14 protein-coding genes and 1 pseudogene are annotated in these 19818 nt (G+C 70.0%); 4 read left to right on the plus strand and 11 right to left on the minus strand.

What is annotated here, in order from left to right; all coding sequences use genetic code 11:
• From D7V88_RS44645 to D7V88_RS23815, 3 genes and pseudogenes are all read right to left on the minus strand, one after another.
• Positions 1 to 125, minus strand: a pseudogene (locus tag D7V88_RS44645) (ferredoxin reductase domain-containing protein); the annotation flags it as partial.
• Positions 126 to 1543: 1418 nt separating this feature from the next.
• Positions 1544 to 4387: a carboxypeptidase regulatory-like domain-containing protein gene (locus D7V88_RS23810; RefSeq protein ID WP_120542945.1), complete on the minus strand. Its 2844-nt coding sequence runs from the start codon at positions 4385 to 4387 to the stop codon at positions 1544 to 1546.
• 126 nt (positions 4388 to 4513) lie between these two features.
• Positions 4514 to 5338: a hypothetical protein gene (locus D7V88_RS23815; protein WP_120542946.1), complete on the minus strand. Its 825-nt coding sequence runs from the start codon at positions 5336 to 5338 to the stop codon at positions 4514 to 4516.
• Positions 5339 to 5703: 365 nt separating this feature from the next.
• Here D7V88_RS23815 and D7V88_RS23820 point away from each other — a divergent pair, with 365 nt between their 5' ends.
• A complete protein-coding gene (locus D7V88_RS23820; RefSeq protein ID WP_120542947.1) occupies positions 5704 to 7842 on the plus strand; it encodes an ATP-binding domain-containing protein in 2139 nt (712 codons plus the stop codon).
• Here the strand turns inward: D7V88_RS23820 and D7V88_RS23825 are convergent.
• On the minus strand, positions 7833 to 8519 hold the full coding sequence (locus D7V88_RS23825; protein WP_120542955.1) for a hypothetical protein: 687 nt from the start codon (positions 8517 to 8519) through the stop codon (positions 7833 to 7835). The two genes, D7V88_RS23820 and D7V88_RS23825, sit on opposite strands and share 10 nt — an antisense overlap.
• A gap of 293 nt (positions 8520 to 8812) precedes the next feature.
• On the opposite strand from D7V88_RS23825, the gene D7V88_RS23830 reads away from it, so the two are divergent.
• On the plus strand, positions 8813 to 10099 hold the full coding sequence (locus D7V88_RS23830; RefSeq protein ID WP_279636069.1) for a pectin acetylesterase-family hydrolase: 1287 nt from the start codon (positions 8813 to 8815) through the stop codon (positions 10097 to 10099).
• A gap of 106 nt (positions 10100 to 10205) precedes the next feature.
• Here D7V88_RS23830 and D7V88_RS23835 read toward each other — a convergent pair whose 3' ends face one another.
• From D7V88_RS23835 to D7V88_RS23855, 5 genes are all read right to left on the minus strand, one after another.
• Positions 10206 to 11591, minus strand: a complete 1386-nt coding sequence (locus tag D7V88_RS23835) for a DUF1552 domain-containing protein (protein ID WP_120542949.1) — start codon at positions 11589 to 11591, stop codon at positions 10206 to 10208.
• A gap of 11 nt (positions 11592 to 11602) precedes the next feature.
• On the minus strand, positions 11603 to 13219 hold the full coding sequence (locus D7V88_RS23840) for a DUF1592 domain-containing protein (RefSeq protein WP_120542950.1): 1617 nt from the start codon (positions 13217 to 13219) through the stop codon (positions 11603 to 11605).
• A 195-nt stretch (positions 13220 to 13414) separates the two neighbouring features.
• A complete protein-coding gene (locus D7V88_RS23845) occupies positions 13415 to 13825 on the minus strand; it encodes an SET domain-containing protein (protein ID WP_120535780.1) in 411 nt (136 codons plus the stop codon).
• A gap of 107 nt (positions 13826 to 13932) precedes the next feature.
• Positions 13933 to 14970 (minus strand): lysylphosphatidylglycerol synthase transmembrane domain-containing protein, encoded by a 1038-nt coding sequence (locus D7V88_RS23850; protein ID WP_120542951.1) that lies wholly within the window; start codon positions 14968 to 14970, stop codon positions 13933 to 13935.
• Positions 14971 to 15114: 144 nt separating this feature from the next.
• Positions 15115 to 16581 carry a right-handed parallel beta-helix repeat-containing protein gene (locus D7V88_RS23855; protein ID WP_208726435.1) on the minus strand — a complete coding sequence of 489 codons (1467 nt, stop codon included), beginning with the start codon at positions 16579 to 16581 and terminating at the stop codon, positions 15115 to 15117.
• A gap of 77 nt (positions 16582 to 16658) precedes the next feature.
• Here D7V88_RS23855 and D7V88_RS23860 point away from each other — a divergent pair, with 77 nt between their 5' ends.
• Positions 16659 to 17027, plus strand: a complete 369-nt coding sequence (locus tag D7V88_RS23860; RefSeq protein WP_120542952.1) for a Spx/MgsR family RNA polymerase-binding regulatory protein — start codon at positions 16659 to 16661, stop codon at positions 17025 to 17027.
• Positions 17028 to 17196: 169 nt separating this feature from the next.
• Positions 17197 to 18003 (plus strand): GspE/PulE/PilB domain-containing protein, encoded by an 807-nt coding sequence (locus D7V88_RS23865; protein ID WP_443651594.1) that lies wholly within the window; start codon positions 17197 to 17199, stop codon positions 18001 to 18003.
• Between the two features lie 20 nt (positions 18004 to 18023).
• On the opposite strand, the gene D7V88_RS23870 is transcribed toward D7V88_RS23865, so the two are convergent.
• Both D7V88_RS23870 and D7V88_RS23875 read right to left on the minus strand, forming a co-directional pair.
• The gene (locus D7V88_RS23870) at positions 18024 to 18896 is read right to left on the minus strand and encodes an SGNH/GDSL hydrolase family protein (RefSeq protein ID WP_120542954.1); all 873 of its coding nucleotides are present in this window, start codon (positions 18894 to 18896) and stop codon (positions 18024 to 18026) included.
• A 109-nt stretch (positions 18897 to 19005) separates the two neighbouring features.
• Positions 19006 to 19806: an alpha/beta fold hydrolase gene (locus D7V88_RS23875; RefSeq protein ID WP_120542957.1), complete on the minus strand. Its 801-nt coding sequence runs from the start codon at positions 19804 to 19806 to the stop codon at positions 19006 to 19008.
• Positions 19807 to 19818 lie beyond the last annotated feature (12 nt).

A 19818-nucleotide genomic window follows, 5' to 3' on the forward strand; every position in this document is an offset into this window, starting at 1 on the left:
AATTCCCTCGCGTAGGCGAAGCTGCTCGGCGTGCGCGCGCCGAAGTACAGCGTCACCCGGCCGTACGCGCGGCGCTCCTGGTGCAGGCTTGCGATGACGGGGCGGATGGCGGAGATGCCGGAGCCGCCGGGGGTCCTGGAGCAGTTGCAGGAGTCCGCGCGCCAGAACCTGCCCGGCTACGCCTGGCTGGAGTCCAAGGTGGACGGGACGCTGAAGGCGCTGAGCAACGCGAAGCCCGAAGTGCTCGACGCGCAGAAGCAGATCGAATCCATGAAGCCGGGCGACAAGTACTCGCTCTCCGGCGGCTTCGACGGCGGCTTCAAGATGGGCCGGCTGAACACGAAGGCGCAGTACGAGGTCAGTTGCGACGCGGAGGAGAAGACAGACCCGAACACGGGCGCGAAGGAGAAGAAGCCTGTCTACACCCTGAGCATGGACGCGGAGGTGTTGGGAGGGATTGGCCCCGGCAAGGTCAAGGCGCTGGACCTCAAGGCGCTGGGCGGTGGCGGCGGCAAGGTCGAATACAAGCTCGACACGCCGCAGGACGTGGCCAGGGCGCAGGACATCCTGGGGCGCATGCAGTCCGGAGCGGAGTGCAACATCGGGCTCACGCCCAGGCCGCAGCCCTCCGCCGAGGACCTCGAGTGGCTCCAGAGCAAGATGTCCGCCCTGGAGGTGCGTGGCGCCAGCGTCGCGCAGGTGGCCGTGGAGTTGGACCTCAAGGGGACGCTGGCGGACTCCGTGAGCGGGGGCATCAAGGGCCGCGGGGAGAAGTCGCTGCGCATCGAATACAAGGACGGAAAGCCCTCCGAGATCGTGCTGAAGGAGAACATGCAGGTGGAGCTGAGCGGCGGCCTGAGCAAGGGCCTGGGTCCGAAGGGCACGCTCACGGGGCCTGACAACATGAAGCTACCCTTCGAGGGCGGCATCTCGTTGGGCGGCAGCGGCAAGGTCAACGGCAAGGTGGAGATGGAGACGCGCTATCCCATCCCCTCCGGCGTGACGGTGGACAAGCTCCTGGAGGATCCGAAGGGCACGCTCGGCGCCGCGAAGGAGGAGATGGGGGCCGGCAAGAAGAGCAAGGTCACGCTGTCGATGGAGGGCTCCGGCACGTACCAGGGCAACGGCGCGGGCGTGGCGGTGGAGGTCAGCATCGAGGGCAACTCGCGCAAGCTCCAGGAGAGCGGCGCACTCGGGCGCCTGCTCACTGGCGACGTGCCGGGCTCGCTGAAGGCCGCGGGCAAGGACGCGGACGTGAGCCTCAAGGCGACGCCGTACACGCAGAAGGGCATCGCCCTGGCGCCTGAAATCAAGGTCGGCCCCTACTTCAACGCAAGCTGGGAGCTGGAGGTGTCGCGGCGCACGGCCATCGTCCCGCCCATGGAAAAGAAGGGCACCGCCGCGGACCTGGCCGAGTGGATGGAATCCCAGCAGGCGCAGAAGGCGGCTTGAGCCGTCCGTCCGCCTCCGGATTCAGATGGAGGACGCGCACGTCGCGACGGCCCGCGCGACGTGCGCCTCCTCCATGCAGTCCCGCGCTTCTTCAGCGTGCGCGCATGAAGGTGAGCGACAGCGGCTGACCTGCCCGGTGGAGCGACAGCACCGCCGGACTGCCCGGTGTGCCCAGTTCGCGCCGCCGTGCCTCGCCCGTGTCCAGCACCACCGCTCCGTCGATGGAGCGCACCACGTCTCCCACCTGGAGGCCCGCGACCTGCGCGCCCTCCAGGATGGCGCTGACGATGACGTCCTTGCCTGTCATCGCGAAGCTGAGCCCCAGTCGCCCCGACTCCACGCGCTGAAGACCCAGGCGCCAATCCCCCAGGGCCTGCGTCTTGCCGGAAGCGAGCGTCACCTGGCGGTCCACCAGTTCCCTGCCCCGGCTCCAGGCGGTGAGCCGGTGCGCGCCCGGCGCCAGGTCCTTCAATTCGAAGCGCCCGTCCGCCCCCGTCGTCGGCGACCGGATTCCATCCGCATCCACGAACGCGCCCGCCAGGGGCTCTCCGGTGCGCGCATCCACCAGCCGTCCGGACACGCCTCCGCCCGCATCCACCACCACGTCCATGGTGGACTCCGAACCCGACGCGAGCGTCACGTCCACCGCGCCCGCTCGGCCATCCGGCAGGGTCGCGGTGGCGGTGATCCGCGTGGGAAAGACATCCTCCACCGTGAAGGCATCCCCGGAGAACTGACGCTCCTGGCTGGAGAGGAAGTCGTCCTCGCCCCGTGCCGCGGTGACCGTCAGATTGAAGCCGCGCACCTCCCGGCCCCCAGCGGAGCGCACGGTGCCTCGGAGCCGGGCCCCGGGCTGGAGTGGGAGCGTGAGCGCCTTCTGGGATGACGGCACCCGCGCGACCTCCCCCTGCCGTCCGCCATTCGTGGACCAGACACGCACGGACTCCGAGCCGAGCCCGTCCAATGACAAGACAACCTGCCCGGACGCATCCGTCATCTCCTCCGCCTGGATGTCCGTGCGTCCAGCCTCCGTCGCCATCACCGTGGCGCGGACGCTGGGCGCGCCGTTGGGCTCCAGCACCGTCACCTGGAGCGGCTTCTTCGGCTCGCCCACCTCCAGGTCCACGTGGCGTCGGCCGCCCGCCTCAAGCTCCACCACCTGCTGTTGCTCCCCATTCTGGAAGCGCAGCGCGGACAGCCACGCGACCACCTGATAGCGCCCCGCGCTCACGCGCATCGACCATGTTCCGTCTGGCTTCGCGGGCACGTCGACGGACTCGGAGGCCGCCGCGCCCACCCGTTGGGCGGTGACTGTCACCGGCCCGGAAGGCAGCCGTCCGCCCGTCATGCGCACCGTGCCCTCCAGCACGCCCTCACCCAGCAGCTTCAGCCGCGCCGTCGCCGTCTTCCCGGCATCCACGCGCACCGGCTGGCGCACCAGGTCCTCGCTGCCAGGGCGCCGGGCCGCGACGTACACCGTGCCCTCGGGCACGTCCTCCAACACGAAGCGGCCCTGCGCATCCGTCACCGTGGGCAACGCGTCCGCCAGGGGCCGCCACTTGAGCTGCACGACCACGGATACGCCCGCCAGTGGCGCCTCCGCGCCATCCACCACCATGCCCTCGACGCGTCCCGGCGCCGCCAGCTCCAGCAGCATTTCGAAGCGCTGACCGGCGAGGAGGCCCAGGCCCGTTCTTGTGAGGGATTGGAAGCCCGGGGCCCGCACCTGCACGTCGTAGGTCCCCGGCGCGAGCCCGCCCACTTCGAAGCGCCCCTCCGAACCCGAGCGGGCCTGGAGCAGGTCCGCCCGGTCCGCGTGGGGGCGCACCCCCACCGTGGCACCCACGATGGCCTCTCCTGAATCCTTGCGTCGCACCACGCCGACCAGGGACGCGGCGATTCCCAGACGGATCCGCACGTCCTTCACCGTCATGCCCGGCCCGACGACGACAGCGCCTCCGGCGGAGCCCGTCGCGTCCTCGTGACGGGCCGTCACCTGGAAGGAGCCGGGCGGCACGTCCAGCGAGAAGCCTCCGCTCTCCCCCGCTTCCACCTCCACCGCGCCGTCCTCGCTCCAAGCACTCACCCGGGCGCCCGGCGCGGGTCGTCCGTCCTCGCGGGTGACGAAGCCTTCGATGAACGCGGAGCCTTCCAACTCCACGCGCCAATCCGTGGAGGGCACGTGCACGCGCGCGATGCGGCGGGGTGCATGGCCCGGCGCACGCGCATCCAGTTGGTACTCCCCTCGCGCCAGCCCCTGGAACTGGAACACGCCCCGGGCGTCGCTGTTCGCTTCGTGCCGCGCCTCCTCTGGCACCGACGCGCCCGTCTGAAGGAAGGCGGGCAGCGCGTCCTCGAAGCCCGTGTGCGGTGTGAGCGTCAACTCCACGAGCGGCACCACCGCGCCCCCTGCCCGCTCCACCGTCAGGCCCGACAATGACACGCCAGGCTCCAACAGGAGTCGGACCGGGGTGAGCGTCTGTCCATGGGGACGCGTCACCTCCGCGCGCGCCAATGCCAGCCCTTCCGCCCGTGCGGTGACGAGGTACGGCCCGGGACGCGCGGGCAGCACAATCACTCCCGCCGCATCCGTCGGGCCCTGTCCCGCCACGCGCCATGAAGGCAGCCGTGAACCCGCCACGGCCGGACCGCGCAGATACAACGTCACCTCCGCGCCCGCATGGGGCCCGCGCGCTGTGGCGACCTCCACTCGCAGCGCGCCGTCCGCCTCCCGCATCGGCTGTTCCACGGAGGCCGTCGCCACGTCCTGCCGTGAGGCCCGCGGCCCACCGGACATGGGAGTGCGAACCGGCGTGGACGCTGTCGTGGAGTCCTCGCGAACGGTCGCGGACCGCACGCCCGCGCGCAGCCACACGAAGACCAGGACCAGCGCGAGCGCCAGCCCGGCCAACGCGACGAAGACCTTGCGAGACATGCTCCCTCCGGGGAGGTGGGGGTCGCGCCCCAAGACACCTCACCCGGAGCCCCGGTTCCAGGGGCCGGCCGTTTTTTCACCCGGCTCCAGGAGACCCGGCGCAGGGCAGGCCAGGCCTTCCGTCGCTCAGAGCGGGAGGATGGCCAACCGCAAGCCCACGGTGAACAGCCCGTGGAAGCCGTCATCCACGTTGGCCAGCGTCCCGGGACGTTCGCCCACGCCGGTGATGTTCAGCGTCTGGGTTCCGGTGCGAACCGTGTAGCTGCCAATCGACGCGGTGATGATGGGCCCCAAGGAGAGGGCGCGGGAGAGGCGGACGTCGCCCCCCAGCGTGATGCGCGCGAAGGTCGGGCCCTTGTCGGTGACGCGCGTGTCCACCTCCGCCGGAACGACGACGCCCGGGGCCACCGGGATCTGCGTGGTGCCCTGCACGTGGCTCTTGAGAAACTCCATGCCCACGCCCAGGCCAATCCAGGGGTCGAAGCTCCCCATCGGCGACAGGTGGTAGCGGACCTCCGGCCCGAAGCGCCATTGCTGGGTCGAGCAGTCGAAGCCCGTCGGGCACGACAGCGGATTCTCCTTGGTGAAGACCTCCTCCCAGCTCCCCCACACGCCCAGATAGAATTTCGGCGTCGCGCGGAAGCCCACCTCCACGATGACGGGAATGGACACCTTCGCGGAGTCGGTGATCTTCAGGCTCTCCACCGTGCCCGCGGAGCTCAGGCCGTCCTTGTAGACGTACCCCGCGCCAAAGCCCACGTTCCCGCTTACCGCGAACTCCGGTCCGGTGCGCCCCTGGGGCTTCACCTGCTCCGTCGTCACGGTCGTCGTGCGCGTCTCCGTCTCCGTCTCCGTCAGGGGCTCGGAGTCCTGGGCCCGCGCCGACGTGACGACCCCCAACGCGACGGCGAGTGACAGCGTCCAGCGGAACGGCGAGTTCATCGTGCTCATCCGGTGCTTCCTCCGTGTTCGGGATGGATGCGGACGCAAGCAAGCCCCGCGCTCCGTTAGAAGCCACCGGCCCCCGGTGCGCGCCGCCACCCGACAGACGGTCACCCGGAGCGACCATTCGAGGACACCCGCCTCGTCCCCCGGGGAGGCAACCCGCCACGGCGGAAGGCGAAGGGGAACAAAAGCAACGTGGGAGGGCCGGACCGGGCGCTTCGACCACGATCCTCACTTTAGCAAGACGGCCCGGAAAACCAACGGGTTGACCCGGGATGAACCAGACGCCAACTTGCACGCGCCGCGCAGCACCCAGCGAAAAGGAACCGGCGCGACGCCGGACACCTCGCGCGGCGCGAAAGGAAAGGAACATGGCCGGCCCGGAGCAGGAGCTGTCGCCGGAGGCGCTCGCGCTCATCGCCGAGGAAGAAGCCCTGCTGTCGCGCGTCCAGGAGGCCCTCGCCGAAGCGCGCCGACAGGCCGCGGAGCGGACCCTGGACACCCAGGGGCTGATGGCGCAGTTGCAGGTGCTGCGCGACGACGCCACCACCGCGCACGCGGCGGACCTGCCGCACGTCTTCACCCAGATGAACGAAGTGCGCGCCATGCTGGAGCGGCAGGAAGTCGTGCCCCTGCCGGACAGCAACGCCCCCTACTTCGCCCACCTGCGGCTCGCGGGCCCCACCGGGCAGCGCGACTACCTGCTCGGCCGCACCAGCTTCGCCAACCTCGCCGCCGGCGTGCGCGTCATCGACTGGAGGTTCGCCCCCGTCGCCCGCGTCTTCTACAACTACGAGGAGGGCGACTCCTACGAGGAGTACTTCGGCGAACGGCTCTCCGAAGGCGAGGTGGAGGCGCGCCGGCTGGTCATCATCGAGAAGGGCGTCCTCACCCGCATCAGCACCGGGCCCCACCTGCTCCAGCGCGACGCGCACGGCCGGTGGCACGCGCGAGGACGCGACGCGACCTCCGTGCTCTCCGGCGGCACCGGCACCGCCGCCCGCCCCGGCGCGCTGGGCGTGGGCCGGGGCGCGACCCACGTCGAGGATGCCTTCGGCGTGACGGCGCTCCTGGACGCGGAGCAGTACGCGGCCGTCAGCACCGGGCCGGAGCAGCCCCTGCTGGTGCTGGGCAGCGCGGGCAGCGGCAAGACGACCGTGGCCCTGCACCGGCTGGCGAAGGTCGCCTTCGACGACGCGAAGAAGTTCCCGCAGGCGCGCACCAAGGTCGTCGTCCCCGAGGAGGGCCTGGCCCGGCTGACGCGCCGGCTGCTCGCGCCCCTGGGCCTGGGCAAGGTGTCCGTGGAGACGCTGGAGTCCTGGTCGCTCAGCACCGCGCGCTCGGCCTTCAGCGTGCCGGGCCTCAAGCTGGCCCCGGAGACGCCCGCGCTCGTCTCCCGGCTCAAGCGCCACCCCGTGCTGCGACAGCGGCTGGCGGAGCGAGTGAGCCTGCCCAGGGCCAAGGGCCCTCAACCCCTCACCCTGGAGAAGCTGCGCATCCGGCTGGCGGACGCGTTCATGGACCGCGCCTTCCTGGAGTCCGTGGTGGCCGAAGCCCGGGGCGAGCTGCCCCGCACGGTGGTGGCCGAGACGGTGGAGCACACCAAGCTCCAGACGGCCACGCCGCTGGAGCGCCAGTACCGGGACTACGACGAGGAGCGGCTCGCCACCGTGGATGGCAAGGCGATTGAGGCCGACACACCGGACGCGCTCGCGGGCACGCTGGACTTCGACGACCTGCCCATCCTGATGTTCCTCAAGGCCCAGAAGGGCGCGCTGGGCGCGGAGCGGCTGGCGCACGTGGTGCTGGACGAGGCGGAGGACTTCTCCCTCTTCGAGCTCTTCGTGGTGGGGCAGTTGTTGGGCGACAGCCGAAGCTGCACGCTCGCGGGCGACGAGATGCAACAGACGACCGCGGGCTTCGCCGGCTGGGACGCCGCGCTGGAGGAGCTGGGCATCCGCGACGCCGCCACCTGCCGGCTCCAGGTGTCCTACCGCTGCCCGCGCCCGGTGGTGGAGCTGGCGCAGCACGTGCTGGGCACCCAGGCCCCGGTCTCACCCGCGAAGGCGGGCCGCGAGGGCGCCCCCGTGGGCTTCCACCACTTCCCCGACGAGGCCCAGGCCTGGCTGTTCCTGGGAGACGCCCTGCGCGACCTGGTGCTGCGAGAGCCGCACGCGTCGGTGGGCGTCATCGCCAGCAGCCGGGAAGCCGCTCAATCATTCCACCGCGTCATCGCGGAGATGCCCTGGGCGCGCCTGGTGCTGGAGGGCGACTTCTCCTTCGAGCCCGGCGTGGACGTGACGGACGTGGACAACGTGAAGGGGCTGGAGTTCGACTACGTCGTCCTGCCGGATGTGACGGCCCGCGCCTACCCCGCGGACGACGAGGCCCGCCGCCGCCTGCACGTCGCCGTCACCCGCTCCTCCCACCAGCTATGGGTGGCCTCCGCCGCCGTGCGCTCCCCGCTCATCCGGACCTTCCCCGGGGCGGTGGAGCCGCTTCAGGGCTGACGGCCGCCGCTCTCACGCCACTCGCGCTGCCGCTGGGCATGGGCCTCGCGGCGCGCGAGCGCTTCCTCCTGCTGCCGGGGAAGCTCCGCCAGCCGCGTGCGGTGCATGCGCACACTCAGCTCCAACAGGCCCTGGTCCTGAGACGGCAGCTTGTCGCCGTAGTCCGAAAGCATCGTGGTGGCGAAGGCGATGGCGTCCTCGGACACCTTGCGGCGGTGCTCGAAGTGCTGCTGCACCTCCTCCACCGTGGCCTCGTTGGACTGCACGCGGCCAAAGAGGGTGTTCCACTTCGCCTCCACCTCCGCGCGCCGGCGCAGCTCCGCCGGCTCCTTGGTGGGCACGCCCGTGTCCCAGTACAGGTTGTCCGGCAGCTTCGCGCGCAGCGCCTCCAGGTCCACCGGGTAGGGCCCGGAGGGCTCCTCCTGGGGCGCCTGGGCCTGCACCTGGGCCGCCGCCGCGCCCACCAGGTCCAGCCCACCGTCCAACGAGCGCGGCACCGCCGGCCCCGCGTTGAAGACAGGCGGCCGGGACGTCGCCGGCGTCATCGCGGCCGGCGTGGCAACAGGCGCCTGGGAATCGCCGGACGGGGAGACTCCAAAGGTCAGCCAGGCCCCCGCCGCCAGGGCCAGGACTCCCGCCGTGCCCAGGGGCAGCTTCCACCGCGCGCGTGTGCTCATGCCCAAGGCCATACCGCGCGTTCGCCGCCCACCGCAACCCATTCACGCAGACACGGCGACGCAATGCGCAAATGATACATTTAAGAAATGCCGCAACGCATCAAAAACCACCCAATCCCTGACGCGGGACGACAAAACCTATCATTCCCACTGGAAACCTGCGCTCTCCATGAAGTTCACTATTTTCAGCTCATGCGCAGCTTCCATGGTTCCGGCTGATAAACAAAGCGTATCATTCGCGGCCGCAACCCAATCCCCCCTTGGAGGAAAGCCGCATGAGAAGTTTTCTCTGGATGAGCCTTCTGGCCCTCGCCGCCCCCGTGAGCTCCGCTCGCGCCGAGGTGCTGGTGGAAGGCATCGTCGACGTGCTGGTGGACGGCGGAAACACGTACAACTGGCAGAAGGTGACGCTGCCCGGCACCAAGTGTGGCAATGGCTCGCAGTACAAGTTCTTCGTGCACCGCACGTCGTCGCCCAACCTGCTGTTCATGATGGAGGGAGGCGGTGCGTGCTGGGACTACGATTCCTGTAGCGGCCGCACGGGCATCCTGGGGGCGGCGAACCCCAACGGCATCCCCGACGACTACATGACGCAGTTCACGGCCAAGTACGTGTCCCCCATCGTCAACGGGGCGGACCCGGGCCTGCCCTTCCGTGACCGCAAGGACATCGTCACGAAGGACTGGAACATCGTCTACCTGCCGTACTGCACGGGCGACGTGCACGTCGGCAACAACGTGAAGACGTACACGGACACCACCGGCGGCCAGGCGCCCCTCGTGTGGCACCACTCCGGCTACACCAACACCATCGCCGCGGCGAACTACGCCAAGCAGAACTTCACCAACGTGCAGAAGCTGCTGGTGACGGGCTACAGCGCGGGTGGCACGTCCACGTCGGCCGGCTACTACTTCATCCGCAAGGCCATCAACCCGGCGCGCGGCTACCTGCTCAACGACTCCGGCCCCATCTTCATGGCGCCGAACAGCAACTCCCTGTCGCGCCCCCTGCACGACAAGATTCGTTCGTCGTGGAACCTGGACTCGGTGTTCAGCCTGCTGCCGTCCAGCTTCAACATCAACGACATGGGCACCATCAACCGCATGGTGGCCACCGAGTTCCCGAACGACCAGCTCGCGTACACGGGCTACACGCTGGACTTCAACTACTCGCGCTATTCGTATGAGCGCTTCAAGACGCCCAACGACCAGGCCTCCATCCACGCCTACTGGAAGCAGGACCAGGACGCCCTGGTCGCGGAGCTGAACAAGTACAACAACTTCAGCTACTTCATCCCGCACCAGCGCGCCATCAACGCCAGCCACTGCAGCACCATCATCACGTTCGTGGGCGCGCACGCCTGCCAGAAGATGGAGAAGAAGTACTGGTACGAGTACGCCTCCAGCCCCTGGCAGTCCTACGCCTGCCACAGCGAGTTCGTGCCGATGGACGTGTTCCTGAGCCGCTTCATCAACGGCAACCAGCGCGTGCGCATCTACGAGCCGGCCAACAACTACAACAACGAGGACGCGGGCATGAGCATCCTCGCCCCCCTCATCAACGGCGCGCTCGGCGGGTAGTCCCACCGCTTCACGTGTTCCGGAAATGAAAGCGGGAGCGGGCCAGCAACCAGGCCCGCTCCCGTTGTCTTTTCAGGGCGCCGCTTCCCCGGGCCCCTGGAGGGCCTCAGGTGAGGCCGGGCAGCGTGCCGGTGTAGGCCTCGTGGCCGAAGCGGTCCACGTTGACGCCGAAGGCCTGGGCGATGGAGGTGAGCAGCTTGTTGTGCTCCACCGCGCCCGCCAGCGGCTTGCCCGGGCCCTCCCAGTTGCCCAGGGGGTCGCGGTTGTTCGGGCGCAGGGCCAGGTAGCGGCCCATGCGGAACTTCCCGCCCGCGCCGCCCGCCAGCACCGTGGGGATGGACACGTTCATGTGGCCGGCCGCGTCCCCCAGCTCGTTGCCCCAGAGGATGACGGTGTTGTCGAGCACGGTGCCGCTGCCCTCCGGGATGGCCGCGAGCGAGTCCATCAGGAGCGCGAGCTGTTCGGAGTACCACTGCTGCACGCGCACCATGCGCAGGCGGATCTCCGTGCGCTCCGGCTCCGACTGGGTGTCGGTGCGGTGCGCGATGTCGTTGTGGATGTCCTCCGGGATGTCGATCCACGGCATGGACGGCCCGGGGATGGTCATGGTCACCACGCGCGTCAAATCACACGCGAACGCACGGGCGATGAGGTCCATGTGCAGTTGGGTGAGGCCGGGCATGTTGTCCAGGTTGCCCAGGTCGCTCAGCGCGTCCGACGGCTCCTCCGGCTTCACGCACCCCAGTGCGCCCACGTTCGTGAGCCGCCGTTCAATGTCGCGCAGCGCCTCCAGGTGCGTATCCAGCTTCTGGCCCTCCGCGGTCGCCAGCCGCTTCTTCAGCCGGGTGGCGTCCTTGATGAGGTAGTCCATCAGGCTCTTCCTCTTGAGGAGGATGGCCTGCGCCTCCGCGCTGGAGCCGCCCATGCTGCCGAAGAGCCGCTTGTAGACGTTGGCGGGGTTCAGTTCGAACGGCACGCGCGAGCCGTTCTCCGTGAAGCTGATGCTGTTGTAGACGTGCTGGGCGCCGAACTGCTCGAAGGCGTGAAGCTGCAGGGAGCGGAACTGGGTGGAGCCGCCCACCGTGTTGCCAATCACCTGATCCAGGGACGGGCCCGCGGGCAGCTCGTCGCCGCTGTCCACCACCACCTCGCTGCCGGTGAGGAAGGTGACGGGGCCGCCCTCGTGGCCGGTGCGGCCGTGCTCGTAGAGGACGCGGTAGTCCAGGCCGTCCAGCACCAGCAGCTTGGAGCGGTGGCGCTGGAGGGGCTGGAGGACGGAGTTCTCGAAGTCGATGTTGAAGTCCGTCTCACCGCCCTTGGGCGTCCAGTATTCGGGCAGGACGCCGTGGGGGGTGAACAGGGCGATGAAGCGCAGGGGAGCGGCGTCGGCCGCTTCGGCCACGGAGCTGGTGAGCAGGTGCGCGAAGGGCGCTGCCATGGCCGTGCCGGACAGGAGCTTCAGGATGCTGCGTCGGGAAAGGTCGCGGGGCATGGGGTTCTGGCTCAACGGGTGGGCAGACGCCGCTGCGTGAAGGAAGCCGAGCGCACGAGGCCGACGAGCGCCTCGGTGACTTTCAGATGGTCCTGGCGATAGGTGCCCGTGCGCATGGCGTCGAGCAACTGCGTGTCGGAGGCGTGTTCGTCACGTCCCATCGCGTAGCGCACCAGTTGCAGGGGCACGCAGTTGGCCAGCTCGTCGCTCTGCGCCAGGTAGCGCCCCAACTGCGCGCCGCCCGTGAAGGGCTGGGTCATCGTCCCGTCCGGGGCGACGATGCCACCGGAGGCGTCCACGGTGCGGCCGTTCTCCTCGGTGCGGTGCTGGCCCAGGCCGTCGAAGTCCTCCATGCCGAAGCCCATCGGGTCGATGGTCTTGTGGCAGCTCGCGCAGGCCGGGTTGCTGGTGTGCGCCGCGAAGAGTTCGCGGGTGGTGGCGTTCTCCGACACCGCCGGAGGGATGGTGGACACGTTCGCGGGCGGCGCGGGCACCGTGCGGCACAAGAGGCGCGTGAGCACGAACTTGCCGCGCTTGATGGGCGAGGACGAGTCGAAGTGGGCGTAGGTCGACATCACGCCCGCCTGGGTGATGATGCCCAGTCGGTTCGGGGGCAGCGTGACGCGGCCCATGCCCTCGTCGTCCACGTTGGTGCGGTCCAACCCGCCGTAGAAGTTCGCGAGCGTCTCATCCACGTAGGAGTAGTTCGCGGTGAGCAGCTCCTCCACGGAGCCCGCGTGGTCCTTCACGATGGAGTCAATGAAGGCGTTGCGCTCGCGCACCATGGAGTCGCGGAACTCCACGCTGTAGTCCGGGTACACCTGGTTGTTCTTGTTGACCTTGTTCAGGCCGTTGATGCCCAGCCATTCAATGAAGAACTGGCGCAGCTTCAGGCGCGCTTCGGGCGTCTGGAGCAGGCGGCGCGCGTGCTTCTCGCGCTCGTCGGGCGAGGACAGCGTCCCGGCCTGGGCGGCGGCGAGCAGCGTGGCGTCCGGGGGACCGCCGGTCACCATGAAGGACAGTTCGGAGGCGACCTCGTAGGCGGTCAGCTCCACGACCTGGCCCTTGCGGGCGGTGTCGGGGCCCAGCTCCGTGCGGTACAGGAACGACGCGGAGGAGAAGAGCGCCTGGAGCACCAGCTCCGCGCCCGTGCTCATGTTGCCGCCCTGCTTGCCCGCGTTGAAGAGCGCGAGCAGGTCCGCCTCCTCCTCCGCCGTCACCGGCCGGCGGAAGGCGCGCTGGCCCACCCGCTGGATGAAGGACTTCGCGCAGTCATCCGCGGTGACCGTCTTGGGGCAGGTGTAGAAGTCACTGAGTTGTGACTTGCCGTCTTCCGCCAGCGTGAGCGCGGCGGTGTCGATCTGATCCGCCAGCAGCGACGTCACCTGCAGCCGCTCGTGGGTGGAGAAGCCGAGGATGGTGTCCTCGGCCGCGAAGCCCTGGGCGATGTCGACGGGAGTGCCCAGCACGGAGGACGCGGACTTGTTGAACTCCTCGCGCGTCAGCCGGCGCACGCGTGCGGGAGCCGCCGCGCTCTCGGGCGACTCATCCTGTCCACCGATGTTGCCGGTGCAGGCGGAGGCGGACAACACGAGAGCGGAGGACAGGTAGAAACGACGCAGTGGCATGGTGTCTGGCATTCCTCGCACCCGCACGGCCTGAAGACCGGCGCGCAGGCGGTCTTCATCCTACTGTTTGCCGCCGACGCTTTCAGCGGGGATTTCATTTCCGCCCGTTTCGCCATTCCTGAGAGGAATCTCACCACTCCACGGGATTCGAGGTGGGGACGCACCTGTCAGGTACGCACACGGTGCGGACGCGACTCAGGGAGGGACTTCCTCGCCTCTCGCGGTCCACCAGTTCTCACCGTAGCTGATGAAGATCTGCTCACCGGGGTGGATGTCCCGCAGTGCGTGATAACGGAACACATCGCGGTCCACGGCGCGGCTGTAGGACGCGTTCGGTTCGCTGGCGTGGTTGTAGATCATCCCGTAGCCCATCACGAGCGCGACCCAGTCGCCCTTGCGAGGCTCCTCGTGGCGGTGCCAGCGGATCTCGAAGACGTAGTCGTCCAGCGGTTCGCCCCGGCACTGCCGCTGGGGGACCTTGAGGTAGTGGCACTCCTCGATGAGGTCGCCCGCGGGGATGAAGGCATCGGTGAAGACGCCCATCCCCCACTCGCAGGGCCTCACCTTCACCCCGGGATGAAGGAACAACGCCGAGCCCTGATTCATCTCCGTTTCGTCTCCGCTTCCGGTGTCCACGGACGCGAACCATCGCGCACCCGGGCGGCGACGGGAAGCGGGCAGCGACTTCCGGGAAGGCCGGGGAATCAGTGATGTCAGCCCGGCTGCTGACCGGGCGTGGGGCCACGGCTGAAGGTATGGCGCAGCAGATAAAGCCCGGGCAGCAGCGGCAGCCACAGGGTGAAGCCGCGCAACAGCAGCGTGCCCGCGAGCGCGGCCTCCACGGGGATGCCGAAGAGGTTGAGCATGCCCACCGACGCGGCCTCGTAGGTGCCCACCCCGCCCGGGATGATGGACACGGTCTCCGCCATGGAGGCCACCATGAAGCTGACGAACACGGTGCTTGAAGAGGCCTCCTGGCCCAGCGCGCGCAGCATGGCGCCCAGCGTGGCCGCATCCAGCACGTAGACGCCGAGTTGCAGGGCCACGCCGCGCGCGAGCAGACCGGGGTCCAGCAGCATGCCGGGGGGCACCTCCGCGATGGCCTTGAGCATCGTGCCCAGCGCGGGGATGCGCTTCGCGAAGCGGCCCGGCTTCCACTCGCGGTGCCGCGTCGCCCAGAGGATGCAGACCGGGATGGCCACCGCCAGCACGCCGAAGCCGGTGACGAGCCACTGGATCCACGGGTTCAGCTCCGCCTTGCGCCAGAGGAAGAAGAGGCTCACGGCCACGCCCAGCGCCTGCGCGACGTAGAAGCACAGCACCGTCAGCAGCACCGCGCCCGCGGCGGTGCCAGGGGTCGCGCCCTGTCGGCGAAGCCCGCGTCCGACGAGGAGCGAGCCGCCCACGCCGCCGGTGGGGATGACCTGATCGAACGCCAGCTTCATCAGCGACAGCCGCGACAGCGACCAGAGCGAGGCGCGCAACCGGTAGCGGCGCAGGACCATCCACCAGATGCCCGCCACGCACAGGTACGTGCCCAGTTGGCACAGGGCGGCCACCAGCAGCCAGGCGGGCCGGGCCTGCCGCAGGAGATCCAGGAACTGCTTCTCCTCCGCGTGCCGGGAGAAGATGAAGGCGAGCAGCGCGACGAGCATCAGCGCGCCCGGAATCCACCAGCCCCGCCGCCGCTTCGCGGGTACATCCAGCGGCTCCTCCAGGGGGGGGACGGGTTCCGAGCGGATGTCCTCCATGCGTTCGCTGCCTCCGGCGCGACGGGGTTTCCGGAAGGATGCGCGTCGGCGTACGCCGGGGCAGGGCGAGGGGCATGGCAGTCCGCCGGCCCCCCGGGTGGAAGTCCAGGGGCCAGGTCGGCTGGCAGGGCTTCGGGCGCGCTGCTAGTGCGCGCAGTCGCCGGACACCTGCGGGGCCGCGGCCCCGTTGACGGTGTTGTTGCTGAAGGTATTGCCCGCGCCCAGCACCAGTTCGATGCCGGAGCCTCCACCGCGATTGCAGACGATGACGCCCCCCGCGCCGGCCTTGTTGCCGAGGAACTGGTTGCCCTTGAGGGTGACGCCAGCGTTGGGCACGTCCTCCAGGTAGAGGGCCGCGCCGGGCCCGCCCACGGCGGCGTTGTTCTCGAAGAGGTTGTTCTCGATGAGGTCGTTGTCGGGCTGGAAGTAGTGCAGCGCCCCGCCGCCACCCAGGTCGTAGTGGTTCGCGCCGTTGGGCCACACCTCGTAGGTGCGCGCCACGAGCGCGTTGGACTGAGTGCCCCGGAAGGCCGACAGCGTGTTGTTCCGGAAGGTGTTGCCGCGCACGACGGAGTTGCGCCCGTGGGTGACGCACATCGCGCCGCCTCCGGAGGTGGCCCCGTTCCCGGTGGCGAAGCGGTCGATGTCGAGCGTGCGGTTGTTCTCGAAGACGGTGTCCGTCACCACCGAGCCGTCGGTGAACATCAGGTCCAGCGCGCCGCACTTGCCGGAGGCTTCGTTGTCGCGAAAGAGCGAGTGCTGGATGGTGACGGGCCCCGGGTAGTACGCCCAGAGCGCGCCGCGCGTGCGGTCCCGGTCGCCGTTGTATTCGTTCTTGCGCACCTTCTCGAAGACCATGTGCACGAAGGACGGATGCCCGGTCCCCTTCGACGCCTCCCCGAAGAAGTTGATGCCCCACCAGCCGTAGGGGTTCGTGGAGGTGAGCGTCACCGGCGCCTGCGCGGTGCCCTGCACCAGGATGCGGCCGTACACACGCAGCTCCACGCGGCCGTTCTGGTGGTTCATCACGTCCTGCGCGCCCTCCCCCACGTCCGCCCTCGTCACGTCCGGGTTGCCCTTGAAGTCGATGACGACGCCCGGATCCACCGTCGTCGTCTGGCCCGCGGGGATGGTGACGACGTACTGGGCGTTGCCCACGACACGGTATGGGGAACCGGCCAGCGTCAGGCGCGCGGGCATCGTGCCGGTGACCTGCGTGCCGCCGTCGGCGGGAATCGGCGCGCCGGCATCGGTGCTGCCTCCCGCATCCGTGCTTCCAGTCGAACCCGCGTCGGTCCGCCCCGCATCCGCGGCTCCCGCGTCGCCCCTGCCCGCATCGGTGGCGCCTGCATCCGCCGCGCCCGCATCGGGGGTTCCCGCGTCCGCCGCGCCCGCATCGGTGTCACCGGACGTGCCCGCGTCCCGGTCCTCGGAGGGTCCCGCGTCGCGCTCGGGGATTCCCGAATCGTCGCGCCCCGTCACCCCGCTGTCGGGCACGATCCCGGAAGGCAGCTCCGCTTCCATTTCGGCTTCACCGCCCGCGCACCCCACCCCGCAGAGCAGCACGCAGAGGACGGACAGGATGATGGAGCGGCTTCGTGAGCGGTTCATGTGCACTCTTCCCGGTGTTGAATCATGAGGTGCTAGCACGCGCGTCCCACACGCTTCGGGTCTGCTAGAAGCCGCGCATGTCCGATGACGTCCTCGTGCTCGCGTACTCCGGGTGTGACACCTGCAAGAAGGCCCAGAAGTGGCTGGAGGCGCGCGGCGTCTCCTTCCGAACGCGCCCCATCGTCGAACAGCCGCCCACAGTGTCGGAACTCCTCCTGTGGATCGCCCTGAGCGGCCTGTCCGTCCGTAAGTGGCTCAACACCAGCGGCCAGAGCTACCGCGCGCTGGGCAAGGAGAAGATCGACGCGGCCTCCGACACGGAGCTGGTGGAGTGGCTCGCCGCCGACGGCAAGCTCGTGAAGCGGCCCGTGCTCGTCACCCCCGCCTCGGTGTCCGTCGGCTTCAAGCCCGAGTCCTACGAAGCCCTCTTCCCCGCGCGCAGGTAGCAGGGGGCGGTCCTGCTCCCGTCATGCCCCCGCCTTCACGCCGCTTGAGGGCGGGCAGGCGGACGAGCGCACGGCTGACCGTCGTCGCGTGCGGGCCCGGTTGCCACGTTGAGAGGGCATGGAACTCGGCACCAGACGCCCGTTGGGGGAAATCCTCCTGGAACTCGGAGTGGTCGACAAAGGCCAGCTCCGGCTGGGACTCGTGCACCATCACGAGGTCCGGGTCCCCCTGGGACGCGCCCTGGTGAGCGAAGGCGTGTGCACGGAGGCGGATGTCCTGCGCGGGCTCGCCGTCCAGTTCGACGTGGACGCGGTGGACCTGGACCGGCACCCGCTCGACCGCTCCCTCATCTCGCTGGTGCCCGCGCGCATCGCCCGGCAGTACGGCGTCGTGCCGCTCGGGTTGGAGCAGCGCGAGGACCGCGAAGTCCTGCACCTGGCCGTGCCCGCGCCACTGTCCCTGGACGCGGTGGACGACGTGCGGGCCGTGTCCGGCAAGGCGCGCGTGGAGCCGCATCTGGCCTCCGACAGCGCGCTGTCCCGCGCCCTCAGCGCCCTCTATGGCATCCGCGACACGGGGAGCGCCGCGCCGGAGCCGAGCCGCCCGGCCGTGCCCAGCCCGCCGCTGATGCTCTACGGCTGGCCGCCCGTCACCGCGGTGCTGATTTCGCGCACGCTGGCCCGCAACGGCATCACGTCGCGCGTCGCCACTCCGTTGGAGGTGCTGCACACGCGCGACAACGACGTGGTGCTCGCGCCCCTCCAGGCCATGGAGGGGTTGCTCGCGGGCGAAGTGCACATCGAAGGCTCGCTCATCGTGCACGGCACGTCGGACGACGAGGGCTTCGACCGGGCGCGGAAGCTGGGCGCGCGGGGCTTCCTCGCCAACCCGCGCGACGAGGAGCTGCTGCTGCGCGCCGTCCGCAAGCTGCGCCCGGCCCCGGGCAGCGAGTCCTCCTGGTCCGGTCACTCCTGAAGCGCAAAGCAACCCTGGCGCTAGCGCGAGGGTGACGCGGCGGCGCGGGCCTGACGGCCCTTCGCGGGCGCCACGGGAGGAGCCGCGGTGTGCTTCTGCTCGGGCTCCAGCCCCAGCACGCCCAGCACCTCCGGGTACACCTTGTTCGCGAAGTAGCGCCCCCCCGCCACGGTGAAGTGCACGCCGTCCGTCATGCGCAGGCGCATGGGCTTGCGGAAGCCCTCCACGGCGGCCTTGTTCAGCGCCTTTCCGCGCGCGTCCGTGAAGAAGGGGCGCGTGTCCAGGTGCACGGAATCCTCGCGGGCGGCGATGACTTCGCGCTGGAGGCCGCGGATCAACGTGAGCTTCTGTTCGAAGCGGGGACGCCCCGTGGCCGGCAGCTCCAGCCAGATGATCTTCCGGCCCGGCGCGGAGATGGCGGTGGTGAACTCCTGCACGCGCTGCCGGTAGCCCTCTTCCCAGTCCGGCTTGCCCCACGCGACGGTGGCCTGGCCCACCTTGGTGTGCAGGGCCTGCCCGTCGTTGCCGCCCAGGATGACCACGACGACGTCCGGCTGGTGCAACTGCACCTCCTGCTGCCCCACCTCCAGCCAGTCGAAGAAGTCCGGGCGGGACAGCCCCGTGGACGACTTCGCCCGGCGCTCGCAGCGGATGCGCGGGTGCGCGGCGAGCTGCGTCTGGAGGTACTCCCCGAAGCCCGTGGCGATGAGGCTGTCCCCCAGCAACAGCACCGTGCGCCGGGGCCCGGGAGCCGGCGCGGGGGCCACCTCCTGGGTCGGGGTGGCAGGCAACACCGGCGAGGCTGTCAGCCCGGGAACAGCTTCCGAGGCGGCGTGGGCCGCCGTGGACAGGGACGCCAGGAGGAGGAGCGCACGAAGAGAACAGGTCGACATCGGCGGTCGCAAACTACTTCCCGGGCGCGCGTCAGTACACCCCCCCGCGGGGAGGATGGATCCGCCGGCCCGGCCCCGCGCGTCAAGGCTTCGACAGCCCCGTGAGACCTCAGGCCGCGGAGCCCACGCCCGCGCCCGCCGCCGCCCCGAGCCCCATGGGCACGAGCGTCTGGAGCCACGGCCCGAGCAGCCGCGCGCACTCCTCCGGGTGCGAGAAGTAGGGCACGTGGCCCGCGCCGCGCAGCAGGTGCCGGGGCGTTCCGTCCGGCAACGACGCCACCAGTCGCCCCAACGTGGAGGGAGGCACCAGCACGTCGCGGTCCCCCTGGATGCACAGGCACGACACCTTCGAGGCCCGCAGGTCCGCCGGCGGAGGTTCGGAGTGGATGGCGAAGGCGCGCCGCAGCGTCGTCAGGCGCTCCACCGTGGTGGTGGGCACCACGTCCGCCACCTCCGCGATGGGCACCGGCCGCCACGCCGCCAGCGACGCCGCGACGCGTCCCGGACGCCCCAGCACCGCGATGGGTCCCATCATCGCGATGAGCCGCCCACGCGGACCCACATGCGCGGTGCGCGTGAACGAGCCCAGGAACGCCACGCCCCGCGTCGCCCCGCCCAGGGCCAGGTGCGCCGCCACCATGCCGCCAAAGGAGCTGGCCACCACCGCGTCCACTGGCCCCGCCACCCGGAGCACCTGCTCCGCCAGCGCCCGCGCGCCACACGCCGCATGCTCGCCTTCCGGGTACTCGACCAGGACGGGACGGGACACGTCCGCCAGCCGCTCGGCCAGGGCCCGGAAGCCCGCGCCCCGGGCGCCAAGCCCCGGCAGCAGCAGCACGCGCGGCCCTTCCTCACACCCTCCACCGATGTCCGTCAGTTCCACCGCGCGGCGCCTGTCTCTTCTACACATCTCCGAGCCCAC

Source organism: Corallococcus terminator, from assembly GCF_003611635.1.
Lineage (GTDB): Bacteria > Myxococcota > Myxococcia > Myxococcales > Myxococcaceae > Corallococcus > Corallococcus terminator.

Excerpts from the sequence above, each read along its gene's own strand:
- D7V88_RS23810 (WP_120542945.1), bottom strand. The coding sequence starts at position 4,387 with ATGTCTCGCAAGGTCTTCGTCGCGTTGGCCGGGCTGGCGCTCGCGCTG.
- D7V88_RS23825 (WP_120542955.1), bottom strand. The coding sequence starts at position 8,519 with ATGAGCACACGCGCGCGGTGGAAGCTGCCCCTGGGCACGGCGGGAGTC.
- D7V88_RS23835 (WP_120542949.1), bottom strand. The coding sequence starts at position 11,591 with ATGCCCCGCGACCTTTCCCGACGCAGCATCCTGAAGCTCCTGTCCGGC.
- D7V88_RS23820 (WP_120542947.1), top strand. The coding sequence starts at position 5,704 with ATGGCCGGCCCGGAGCAGGAGCTGTCGCCGGAGGCGCTCGCGCTCATC.
- D7V88_RS23870 (WP_120542954.1), bottom strand. The coding sequence starts at position 18,896 with ATGTCGACCTGTTCTCTTCGTGCGCTCCTCCTCCTGGCGTCCCTGTCC.
- D7V88_RS23815 (WP_120542946.1), bottom strand. The coding sequence starts at position 5,338 with ATGAGCACGATGAACTCGCCGTTCCGCTGGACGCTGTCACTCGCCGTC.
- D7V88_RS23855 (WP_208726435.1), bottom strand. The coding sequence starts at position 16,581 with ATGAACCGCTCACGAAGCCGCTCCATCATCCTGTCCGTCCTCTGCGTG.
- D7V88_RS23860 (WP_120542952.1), top strand. The coding sequence starts at position 16,659 with ATGTCCGATGACGTCCTCGTGCTCGCGTACTCCGGGTGTGACACCTGC.
- D7V88_RS23840 (WP_120542950.1), bottom strand. The coding sequence starts at position 13,219 with ATGCCACTGCGTCGTTTCTACCTGTCCTCCGCTCTCGTGTTGTCCGCC.
- D7V88_RS23830 (WP_279636069.1), top strand. The coding sequence starts at position 8,813 with ATGAGCCTTCTGGCCCTCGCCGCCCCCGTGAGCTCCGCTCGCGCCGAG.
- D7V88_RS23845 (WP_120535780.1), bottom strand. The coding sequence starts at position 13,825 with ATGAATCAGGGCTCGGCGTTGTTCCTTCATCCCGGGGTGAAGGTGAGG.
- D7V88_RS23875 (WP_120542957.1), bottom strand. The coding sequence starts at position 19,806 with ATGTGTAGAAGAGACAGGCGCCGCGCGGTGGAACTGACGGACATCGGT.
- D7V88_RS23850 (WP_120542951.1), bottom strand. The coding sequence starts at position 14,970 with ATGGAGGACATCCGCTCGGAACCCGTCCCCCCCCTGGAGGAGCCGCTG.